9 protein-coding genes and 1 pseudogene are annotated in these 10,081 nt (G+C 61.6%); 4 read left to right on the plus strand and 6 right to left on the minus strand.

The window, feature by feature from the left end; genetic code table 11:
• Window positions 1-213 precede the first annotated feature (213 nt).
• Complete coding sequence (gene trxB / locus RR842_RS09135; protein WP_332514117.1) at window positions 214-1,185, minus strand: thioredoxin-disulfide reductase; 972 nt, start codon at window positions 1,183-1,185, stop codon at window positions 214-216.
• A 308-nt stretch (window positions 1,186-1,493) separates the two neighbouring features.
• Here trxB and msrB point away from each other — a divergent pair, with 308 nt between their 5' ends.
• Window positions 1,494-2,675: a peptide-methionine (R)-S-oxide reductase MsrB gene (gene msrB / locus RR842_RS09140; protein WP_332729547.1), complete on the plus strand. Its 1,182-nt coding sequence runs from the start codon at window positions 1,494-1,496 to the stop codon at window positions 2,673-2,675.
• Here the strand turns inward: msrB and RR842_RS09145 are convergent.
• A pseudogene (locus tag RR842_RS09145) lies at window positions 2,672-4,045 on the minus strand (MATE family efflux transporter); the annotation flags it as partial. The gene msrB and the pseudogene RR842_RS09145 sit on opposite strands and share 4 nt — an antisense overlap.
• A gap of 98 nt (window positions 4,046-4,143) precedes the next feature.
• On the opposite strand from RR842_RS09145, the gene RR842_RS09150 reads away from it, so the two are divergent.
• Entirely contained in the window at window positions 4,144-4,896 is a 753-nt protein-coding gene (locus RR842_RS09150) for a MerR family transcriptional regulator (protein ID WP_332521768.1), read from the plus strand.
• A 56-nt stretch (window positions 4,897-4,952) separates the two neighbouring features.
• Here RR842_RS09150 and trxA read toward each other — a convergent pair whose 3' ends face one another.
• Window positions 4,953-5,261 carry a thioredoxin gene (gene trxA, locus RR842_RS09155; protein ID WP_332514111.1) on the minus strand — a complete coding sequence of 103 codons (309 nt, stop codon included), beginning with the start codon at window positions 5,259-5,261 and terminating at the stop codon, window positions 4,953-4,955.
• A 201-nt stretch (window positions 5,262-5,462) separates the two neighbouring features.
• Here trxA and RR842_RS09160 point away from each other — a divergent pair, with 201 nt between their 5' ends.
• Window positions 5,463-6,401, plus strand: coding sequence for a patatin family protein (locus tag RR842_RS09160; protein WP_332518506.1), 939 nt, complete (start codon window positions 5,463-5,465; stop codon window positions 6,399-6,401).
• Between the two features lie 21 nt (window positions 6,402-6,422).
• On the opposite strand, the gene RR842_RS09165 is transcribed toward RR842_RS09160, so the two are convergent.
• Both RR842_RS09165 and RR842_RS09170 read right to left on the minus strand, forming a co-directional pair.
• On the minus strand, window positions 6,423-7,313 hold the full coding sequence (locus tag RR842_RS09165) for an ion transporter (RefSeq protein WP_332565354.1): 891 nt from the start codon (window positions 7,311-7,313) through the stop codon (window positions 6,423-6,425).
• Window positions 7,314-7,323: 10 nt separating this feature from the next.
• Window positions 7,324-7,647: a heavy metal-binding domain-containing protein gene (locus RR842_RS09170; RefSeq protein ID WP_332514106.1), complete on the minus strand. Its 324-nt coding sequence runs from the start codon at window positions 7,645-7,647 to the stop codon at window positions 7,324-7,326.
• Between the two features lie 131 nt (window positions 7,648-7,778).
• Between RR842_RS09170 and RR842_RS09175 the strand changes: the two genes are divergently transcribed.
• Window positions 7,779-9,377: a cation:proton antiporter gene (locus RR842_RS09175; protein ID WP_332729548.1), complete on the plus strand. Its 1,599-nt coding sequence runs from the start codon at window positions 7,779-7,781 to the stop codon at window positions 9,375-9,377.
• A gap of 173 nt (window positions 9,378-9,550) precedes the next feature.
• Here RR842_RS09175 and RR842_RS09180 read toward each other — a convergent pair.
• A partial coding sequence (locus RR842_RS09180; RefSeq protein ID WP_332729549.1) for a helix-turn-helix transcriptional regulator occupies window positions 9,551-10,081 on the minus strand: 531 nt, incomplete at its 5' end.

The raw sequence follows: 10,081 nt of genomic DNA on the forward strand, positions 1-10,081 counted from the left end.
GAAACGAATTCCTCGATACAAGGCTTAGGGTCTCGTTACTCGTAAAGCTCGATAGCATCTACCTCGTCGATAAGCCGTCGAAATAGATAGCTCCTCACTGCCAGGCGTGTTAGGGACTCTCACCCATTAGAGAGCGAGCCATGCTCGACACACCAAAAAAGGGGACGGTATACCCATCCCGCAACACAGCTTCCATCCATCTAAGTGGACATATTAAATAGCTAGATACTCCGCAGCTTCCTCTGCGGTAATGGCACCGTCGGACACCGCGGTAACCACCTGGTGCAAAAACTTCGTACGTACGTCGCCAGCAGCGTACACGCCAGGAACTTCCGTCACACCTGTCTCGTCGGCCACCAAGTAACCCGTTTCGTCGGTACGCAAAGCACCGTCTAAAAATTCGGTGTTAGGCTGAGTCCCCACTGCCACGAACAGGCCTTCCACGGGAATGTCGCGCTCCTCGCCCGTCGTCAGTACCTCCACGCGCACGCCTGCGAGCCTGCCCTCGTCGGTCACGAGTTTACGCGGCGTTGCATTCCAGACGAATTCCAGATTCGGCAGGGCCTCGAGGCGCTTGTGGTAGATGGCCGTAGCGCGCAGCTTGTCGCGGCGGTGCACCAAGTACACCTTCTTGCAGATACGGGCCAGATAGATAGCATCGCCCACAGCCGTGTTGCCACCGCCCACCACCATGACCTCTTTGCCGCGGAAGAAGTTTCCGTCACAGGTGGCGCAATACGACACGCCGCGGCCTTGCAGCTCGTCCTCAAGCTCAAGCCCCAGCTTACGGGGACGCGCGCCCGTGGCAATGATAACGCTTTTGGCGCGATGCTCGCTAAAAGCCGTCGTGAGCACCTTCGGCTCCTGGGTGAAGTCCACCGACGTCACCTCCTCGCCCACCGTGCGGGCACCGAAGCGGTCGGCCTGCTGTTTCATGGAGAACGCAAGCTCGAAGCCGTTTGCGCCCTCGGGAAATCCGGGATAGTTCTCCATGTGCTCAGTCTGGGCCAGCTGCCCGCCTGCCGAGATGCGCTCGAACATAACCGTCTCAAGTCCAGCGCGCGCACCGTACAGGGCCGCCGAAAGGCCTGCCGGGCCGGCACCGATAATGGCTATATCGATAACGTCATCGGCCCCTGCCGCCTTGCACGCGGCCGATGTCTGGTTGGTAGTGTCCTCGATCATGGTTAAGCCTCCTAGTCGAAGCATTGTTCCTGTTCCTCCAGTATAAAGGAAACTCTACAATTGCTATCGGATCGGCACCACTTTACGCCAAATCCGCAGGATTCGGTAGGGAGAGCGTCACCCGGGACAGCACCTTGCAACACCGAAAACGGCCACACAGCCAACATCGGTTCTTCCACCGCGGTCTAGCAGAAGGGTTTGCGCATCGCATGCTTATCGCGCAACGCATATGTGACGGTTCTTGCCCCATCTGACCCCCTCAAGCACAAAGCGATACCATAGGCGAAAAGCAAGAAAGGACGAATATCATGACCAGTGAGAATTCTCCCACTTCATCATCCGGAGCCACACCTTCCCCCACCCAAGGTGACCGGCATACCCTCTACTTGGCCGGCGGCTGCTTCTGGGGGCTCGAAGCCTACCTCAGGCGTCTGCCCGGCGTGCGCAATGCGGTTTCGGGCTACGCCAACGGCATCACCGACAGTCCCGGCTACCGCGAGGTCTGCACGGGTGCCACGGGACACGCCGAGACGGTCGCCGTCACTTACGACCGCACCGTCCTGCCCACCGACGTGCTGCTGGACGCGTTCTTTGAAGTAGTAGACCCTACCAGCCTGAACCGCCAGGGAAACGACCGCGGAACGCAGTACCGCAACGGCATCTACTGGATCGACGAGGATGACGAGGATGACGCAAAAGCAGCCTTGTTGCGCCAGCAGGCGGCCCACGCCTCCCCCATCGTCACGGAAGCCCTGCCCTTGCGCAGCTTCTTCCCCGCCGAGGACTACCATCAGGAGTATCTGGAGAAGAACCCGGGCGGCTACTGCCACATCCACCTGGGCGCGGCCGAGGCATTCGCCGCTCGCGTCGGACTCGTCGAAGGACGCGCCTGCGTTCCCTTAGACGGCCTGTGCGCCGACGAGAAACCCAAATCCGGTGCGGCTTCCCTGCACGACAAGGCCGATGCGAGCGACAAGCCTAACAGCAAGCCCGCAGACGAACGCGCAGGCATATCTGCCCCTGCTGATACCGGCACCCTCATCGGCGAACAAGGGTACACAGCGACACCCGACGATGAGCTACGCCGCACGCTTTCCCCCGACCAGTACCGCGTCGTGCGAGAGAACGCCACCGAGCGCCCGTTCACGAGCGATTACGACCATCTGTTCAAGCCGGGCATCTACGTAGATGTAACCAGCGGAGAGCCGCTGTTCGCCAGCGCGGACAAGTTCGACTCCGGCTGCGGGTGGCCGGCATTCTCGCGCCCTATCGCGCGCGACGTCGTGCAAGAGCACCTGGACCGCAGCCACGGCATGGCCCGCACAGAGGTGCGCAGCCACGCCGGCGACGCGCACCTGGGACACGTGTTCACCGACGGGCCGGCCGATGCCGGAGGCTTGCGCTATTGCATCAACGGCGCCGCCCTGCGCTTCGTGCCGCTGGAGCGCATGGAGGAGGAAGGGTACGGGTACCTGATGCCCCTGATCTAGCACCCCTCCGACACCGGCTGCGAAGCAAGCGCCGACTGGTCGTCGCGCGTGCGGTGGCGCAAACGCAGGAGCACCGCCGCACCACAGGCAAGGATCATCTGCACTACCGTTACCGAGATCCAGATGCCGTCCATGCCGAACAACCATCCCAGCCCCGTCACGACGACCACTACGAGTGCAGCCTCGCCGTATACGATGGCACTCGATGCCTTGGCATCGTCCACCGCATAGAAGTAGGATGTGGAGGCATGCGTGAACCCGTAGAACACGTACGCGATAGAGAAGATGGGCAGCGCCCAGGCTATCAGGCCCGACGTAGCATCGCTCGCGCCGAACAAGAGCGGAATCTGCTCGCGGAACAAAAACATCGTCAAAAGCCCCACCGCACCCAAGCTGATGGCGATCAGGTAGTTCGTGTTGCGGATACGCCGCACCGCATCGCCGTCCCGCGCGCCGAAGAACTTGCTGATAAGCGGCTGGGACCCGTCGCCCACACCCTGGATAAGCATCTGGATGACACAGGCCGTGTACGATACGACCGCATACGCCGCCAGAGCGGTCTCGCCGCCGTAATTCGCCAAGTTCACGTTGATGGCCACCACAGTGGCTTCGGGCAGCAACGTCAGCCCGAACGGTGCCAGCCCTAAACGCAGCACATGCGACGCAATCTTGCCGTCAGGGCGCAGATCCGCACGCGCGATGCGGTTGCGCTTCATAGAAAAGAACACGGCTACCAGCACGAAAGCGGCTATCTGGGACAGCACCGTCGCCTCGGCAGCGCCCGCTATGCCACGCCCCAGCACCATGACGAACACGTAGTCGAGTGCCACGTTCATGCAGCCTGCCAACACTTGCACGATCATAGCGTACACCACACGCCCCTGGTTGCGGATAAGCGGCGTACAGCCCGTCACGAAGATCTGGAACGGAACACCCCAGGCGATAACCATGATATAGGACACGGCCTGCGTAAGCGTCTCCCCCCGTCCGCCGAGCAACGTCAAAATAGGCTCAGCGAACAGCAGCAACGCAGCCATAATAGGAACGGCCGCCAACAGCAGCATGAGAAACGTCGTACCCACCGCACGACGCGATTTAGCGTGGTCGTCCGCACCCTTGGCGATGGAGGAGATCACGCCGCCGCCCATGCCGATGCCGGTGCCTATCGCCATCACCAGTGCCACCAGCGGAAAAGCCACGTTGACGCCAGCCAGCCCCGCGTCGCCCACCGCATGGCCCACGAAGATGCCGTCGACGATGCTGTATATGCTCGCCAACGTGAACGTCAGCATGGTGGGAAGGATGTACTTCAGGTACTCGCGTACCATGTTCTTCTTGATCATGTTCCTATGCCTTTGCTTGTTGCCCCTTGTTGTTCCGCATGGTACTCTAAACCTTAAAGCAACTTTAAGGTAAAGGCCTAGAGCGAAAGCCCACGCGAATTCTTCAAATACAGAGGAAGCCCCTTATGGAAACGCATCGGCTCTACGACATAAAGGAGGCCGCCCGCCACCTGGGCGTGGCGCCGTCCACGCTGCGCTACTGGGAACAGGAGGGACTGGTGCGCTCCGGGCGCAATCCCGCCAACGACTACCGCCGCTACGCGCTGCACGACCTCATCACCATAAGCGAGATCGCGTTCTACCGTCGGCTGGGCGTACCGGTAAAGGAACTGCGCAACTACCGCACCATCTCACTGGACGAGCTGGACGCCACGCTCGACCGCACGCAGAAGGAAGTGGAGCAGCGCCTGGCCGAGCTCAAAGACATGCAGGTGTTCCTTGAGCGCCAAAGGGCATTGAACGCCCAAGCCGTAGCCTTGCAGCGCACAGGCATGCAACCAGGCACCCCAGTCCCGCAGCGCCTTTCGGCTATCGACTACGACGACCCCGGACTCTGGCTGCTGCTCATCGACCAGCCATGGCGCTACGGTGTGGTGATCGAGGCTGACGAACCAAACCTCGTACTGGAATCCTTGACCGACCTGCCACCCTCGGAAGAGACACGCTGGGAACGCGCGCCAAAAAGCGATCGGGGACTGGAATGCCTGTTGCGCATCGATCCCGACACGGATGCCTCGAACGCACCCGAGCTGTTCGCACACGCCGCGCAACACGGCATGCAGCCAGAGCGGATCGTGGCCTCTTACCTGCTTACCGCCGCAGAGTCGGAGGGCGGGCTGCGCTGGGACTACTACCGCGCCTGGGTGCTCGGCGCATAAAAACGCCCCCAACCAAAAGGTCGGGGGCGTTTCGCATTCGCTTTGGCTTCGCGCCTCTATGCCAGCATCGACAAGATATTCTGCTTGGGCTGCACGCCGACAGCCTGCTTCTTCACCTGGCCATTCTCGAACACGATAAGCGTCGGTACGCTCATGACACCGTAGCGCTGTGCGATATCGGGGCTCTGGTCGATGTCCAGCTTGTACACCGATGCCTTGCCCGCCTGCTCGGCAGCGATCTCATCCACGGTGGGTGTAAGCATCTTGCACGGGCCGCACCACGTAGCAAAGAAGTCCACCAACACGGGACCCTGCGCGTCAAGCACTTTGGACTGGAAATCCGAAGAAACAACTACCTCGCTCATAAGAGCCTCCTTAACCATTCCGGCCGCTTCCGCAGCCTCGTATGTATTTTTCGATATGATACCGCGTTACTGCGCCCACCTTACGACAGCGCCCGCAAGCGGGGCCAATCGTTCCCTAACCGTAACCGCGGGAGGAAGCCCGGCGAGGCGAACGGCACCGTGGGTACTCTATAATGGAAATGCACAGAGAAAGGAACCCACATGGATCACCGTCGCCCCCCTTCCCCCTCCTCGCAAGCAGCCGCAGCAGATGCACCCGCACTCACCGAGCCCGCTTGGCGCGGGCACGCCACCACCCCCGCCAACCTCGTGCTGGAAGGCGGTGCCATGCGAGGCCAGTTCACCGCTGGCGTGCTGGACTACTTCATGGAGAACCGCCTGTTCTGCGAGCGCGTCATCGGCGTATCGGCAGGCGCGCTCTGCGGCTACAACTACGTAGCCGGCGATCTGGGGCGATCTTGTTATTTAAACGTGAAATACAGCGACGACTGGCGTTATCTTTCCATGCGGAGCTTCGCCTATACCGGCAACGCCTGCGGGCGGGAATTCGTGTTCGACGAGATTCCCAACCACCTTGAGCCTTTCAACTACGAGGCGTTCAACACCTCGCCGCTCACGCTCGTCGCCGTGTCGAGCGACCTCGAGACAGGCGAGGCCGACTACCACGAGTTCACCGATGCCCTAGCAGACCTCCCCTATCTCATTTCCTCATCGTCCATGCCACTCGTGAGCCAGGTGGTAGAAATCGACGGGAAACATCTGCTGGATGGCGGCACCTGCGACAGCGTGCCCGTGCTGTACTCGCTGCTCACTGGAGCAGAAAAGCATATCGTCGTATTGACCCAGGCAGCCGACTACGTGAAGGGCGCCGAGAAGCTTATGGTGCTGATGAGGCAGCGCTACGGCGACCACCCTTACTACGTCGACCGGCTTCAGCACCGCCACTTCGAGTACAACCGCACCTACCGCGCGCTGTCACGTCTGCACGACGAGGGCCGCATCTTCCTGATCCGCCCACCCGAGCCGGTAGCCATCTCCAACATGGAGAAGGACCCGGCCAAGCTTATGGCGCTCTACGAGCAAGGCTACGCTGAGGCGATGCGCCTGTGGCCCGCGCTTCAATCTTATCTCGAGCAGTAGGCGCGCTAGGCTCCCGAGAGGTCAGCAACCATCTTCCTCGTCGGACGCGGCAAGCACCGAGGTGTCTTCGTCTTGGCTGCTTGGGTCTGCGCCCCGCACCTGCTGCCGCTGCTCCCGCGCCTCGGCATCCTGGGCGCGAAACTCAGACACGAAGCCGGCCGAGAAGATGCCGGCGGGAATAGCCACCACGCCGATGGACAGTAACATGGTCATGAACCCCACGAAGCGGCCGAGCGGCGTGATGGGCACCAGGTCGCCATAGCCAGTGGAGGTGATGGTGGTCATGGCCCAGTACATGCCGGTAAACACGCTGTCGAACTTGTCGGGTTGCGCCGGATGCTCTATCTCGTACATCAGCACGCTTGCGGTGACCGTGAGCAGCGCCAGCACCGTAAGCGCAGCCACGATCTCGCGACTGCGCTTCTGGAACACGCGCGAGATGGATTTCAGCCCGCGCATGTAGCGCGATATCTTCACCAGGCGCACCAAACGGATGATGCGCGCTGCATGGAGGGTTGCCGGAGACACCGGCACCACCAGCACCAGCAAGCCGGGCAGAAACGACAGCAGGTCGATGATGCCCATGAGCGAGAACACGTAGCGCACGCGCGCTGCACCCGGCCTGCGGTCTGGATGCAGCAGATCGGCCACCCACAGGCGGGCGGCGTACTCCAAGGCGAAGCACACGCTGGACACGACCCCGAACACTACCATTGCAGTGGTCACCCGCTGAGGTATATCCGGCTGCGTCTCGGCAAATACCAGCGCTGCATTGAGCACGATCAGGACGAACAGCCCCACACCCAGAACCCGGGCCACAGGCCCAGCCAACCGCAGATCCTCCAAGGCGTAGTACGCTTGCCGCTTGAACACCGATGCACGCTCAAGCCTCTCATTTACCGCCGCGGGCATACGGTGTCCTTTACGCCTGATCGAGCGTAACAGCGGTACCGGAGGCGGTAACCATAAGCATGTTGCCTTGGCCGAGCACCTCGTAGTCCAAGTCGACGCCGACCACGGCATGCGCACCCAAGGCGCCGGCGCGTTCCTCCAGCTCGCGCAACGCCCCGTTGCGCGCCTCAGCGAGTTCGTCCTCGTACCCCTGGCTGCGCCCGCCCACGATATTGCGTATGCCGGCACCGAAATCGCGCATGAAGTTAACGCCGGTGACAACCTCGCCGAACACGACGCCGTAATAGCCGGTGACACGATAGCCCTCAACCGAGGGCGTGGTGGTTACGATCATGGTCTTCCTTTCCTGAGAGGCGCACCCCCTGCGAGGTGCTTGCTTTGGTAAGCATACCACGACCTTATGGTTAATCGTTGCGCTACAATAGGCTGGCCACCTGCACACCATCACGCCCGAAAGGCTTCTGCATGCCCGTCGACTTCGTATCCCTGGCCGCCATAGCGCTCGTAGCGGCCGTTTGCCCGTTGATTGCACAAGCCATACCGGGCAAGCCCATCCCCGAGACGGTATTCCTGCTCTTGGCAGGCGCACTGCTCGGTCCGCATCTGCTGGGTGTCGTACATCTGACCGAATCGGTAGGGCTGCTGTCCGACCTGGGATTAGCGTTTCTGTTCCTGTTGGCCGGCTACGATATCAGTCCGAAGAACCTCACGAGCAACCAAGGCAAACGGGGATTGGTTACCTGGGTCGTATCGCTTGCTCTGGCCTTCCTGGCCGTGCGCCTGTCACCCGACCTCTCCATCAGCCATATCGACGGCATTGCCATAGCCATCGCGCTGACCACCACGGCGTTGGGCACGCTGATGCCAATCCTGAAGGAGCGCCAGCTCATGGGCACGCGCGTGGGCAACTCTATTCTGGCATACGGCACCTGGGGAGAGCTCTGCCCCGTATTGGCCATGGCCCTTTTGCTCTCGACACGCGCCGAGTGGAAAACCATGCTCATCCTGTTGGCCTTCGTGGCCGTAGCGGTACTGGTGGCCGTCCTGCCTGCCAAAGCGAAGAAGGCGGGGCACAAAGTATTCTCCTTCATCACCGCGAATGCGAACACCACGTCACAAACCATGATGCGCGTGACCGTGCTTTTGCTCGTCGGGCTGGTCACGCTCTCGGCTGTATTCAACCTGGATATCGTGCTGGGCGCATTCGCCGCAGGATTCGTGCTGCGCTACGTTATCCCAGCTGGAAACGAGGTACTCGAACACAAGTTGGAAGGCGTGGCGTACGGGTTTCTCATACCCATCTTCTTCGTCGCCTCCGGCGCGAAGATCGACCTGACCGCCGTGTTCGCGCAACCGGTGCTGTTGGTGGGGTTCATCGTCATGCTGCTGCTTATCCGCGCCGTGCCGGTATTCGCCGCACTGTCCACCGGACGCGACACCCGCGATATGTCGTCACACAACCGCCTGTCCGTCGCACTGTACTGCACAACCGCGCTGCCCATCATCGTCGCCGTCACCTCGGTGGCCGTCACCTCAGGCGCCATGAGCCAGGAAACGGCCAGTGTGCTAGTGGCAGCAGGGGCCATCACCGTGTTCCTTATGCCGCTTCTGGGATCGATCGCCTACCACGTCGCCGACGCGCAGCCTATCGAGGCCGTGCGCGAGATACGCCAGCGCCCGCGCGATATCCGCAGCATCATCCGCGACCACATGACGCTCGAGCGCATGTTGGCACGCGAGAAGGCGCTCACGGCCAGCTGGCAGGACCGCGCTGCGGCGCTGCAAGAACAATCCATGCGCAGCCGCGCCCTCGAGGAGGCGCGCGATGCCGCGCAACAGGAACTGGCCGCGCGCAACGAGGCCTCCGAGGATGCGGCCACATCTCTTTCCGAACAGGACCTGTTGGCCCAACGTCGCGAGGCGCGCCGCAAACGCCTAGCTGCCCTAGCTGCCCGCGAGCAGCAGCGACGCCTGCGCGAAACAGCCCGCCTTGCGACGAGCGCCGACGGCACCAAGAAGGGCGATGCGAAGCGCGAGGACGCCAGAAGGGACAACGAATCTTGAGGAAGCACCAGGCGAAACATGATTGAACCGAAAAACGCGCCGTCCTGCCGCACCCTGCTCGCCTGCGGCTTCGCCTTCGACCCGCAGAACGGGCTCTATCTGTTAGAGCTTTAGCGCCCCTTCAAATGAACGAGTACGCAACGCATCCCTTATTCCAGGGAGAACGGCTGCCGCTAAGTCACAGCATTCCCCGAACCGAGCACTTTGCCGCAGAGATCCTGCTTGCAGTTGACGCCCATCTTGCGATAGATATGCCGCACATGGCTCTTGACCGTGTTGTCCGACACAACCAGCTTCTCAGCCACGACAGCCATGCTCGATCCCTCTATGAGGAGCCTCAGCACGTCCTCCTCGCGTCGCGTTAGTTCGTAGGCACGCGAGGCCGAAGCGCACGCCGCATCGATGCTCGGGCATAACCCGACGTCGGCCTCCCCCCGTGCGGGCCGGGCAGCTCCCGAGAAAGCCGCCCGATGAAGCTGCAAATACGCCACCGCAGCCGCCATTTCGCGGTTTCGCCACCGGCGAGCGACAAGCGGCGACAAAGAGAAGGAAAGTGCACAGAAGATCATGACGAACATTGCCGAAACCTCGGTGCCGAACGCATCGTCCGCTATCAAAACGCCCGCGATCGCCGCAGCAAGGCAAACCATCCACACGCCAACCAAACGATAAGCGACGCGATCGGCGTTGCGCACGAAGAATGC

Origin of the sequence: Gordonibacter sp. (assembly GCF_036667095.1) — a bacterium.
Lineage (GTDB): Bacteria > Actinomycetota > Coriobacteriia > Coriobacteriales > Eggerthellaceae > Gordonibacter.

What these genes read in the sequence shown, in the direction of transcription:
- trxB (WP_332514117.1), bottom strand. Translation starts at nt 1,185, where the DNA reads ATGATCGAGGACACTACCAACCAGACATCGGCCGCGTGCAAGGCGGCA.
- msrB (WP_332729547.1), top strand. Translation starts at nt 1,494, where the DNA reads ATGACCAGTGAGAATTCTCCCACTTCATCATCCGGAGCCACACCTTCC.
- RR842_RS09150 (WP_332521768.1), top strand. Translation starts at nt 4,144, where the DNA reads ATGGAAACGCATCGGCTCTACGACATAAAGGAGGCCGCCCGCCACCTG.
- trxA (WP_332514111.1), bottom strand. Translation starts at nt 5,261, where the DNA reads ATGAGCGAGGTAGTTGTTTCTTCGGATTTCCAGTCCAAAGTGCTTGAC.
- RR842_RS09160 (WP_332518506.1), top strand. Translation starts at nt 5,463, where the DNA reads ATGGATCACCGTCGCCCCCCTTCCCCCTCCTCGCAAGCAGCCGCAGCA.
- RR842_RS09165 (WP_332565354.1), bottom strand. Translation starts at nt 7,313, where the DNA reads ATGCCCGCGGCGGTAAATGAGAGGCTTGAGCGTGCATCGGTGTTCAAG.
- RR842_RS09170 (WP_332514106.1), bottom strand. Translation starts at nt 7,647, where the DNA reads ATGATCGTAACCACCACGCCCTCGGTTGAGGGCTATCGTGTCACCGGC.
- RR842_RS09175 (WP_332729548.1), top strand. Translation starts at nt 7,779, where the DNA reads ATGCCCGTCGACTTCGTATCCCTGGCCGCCATAGCGCTCGTAGCGGCC.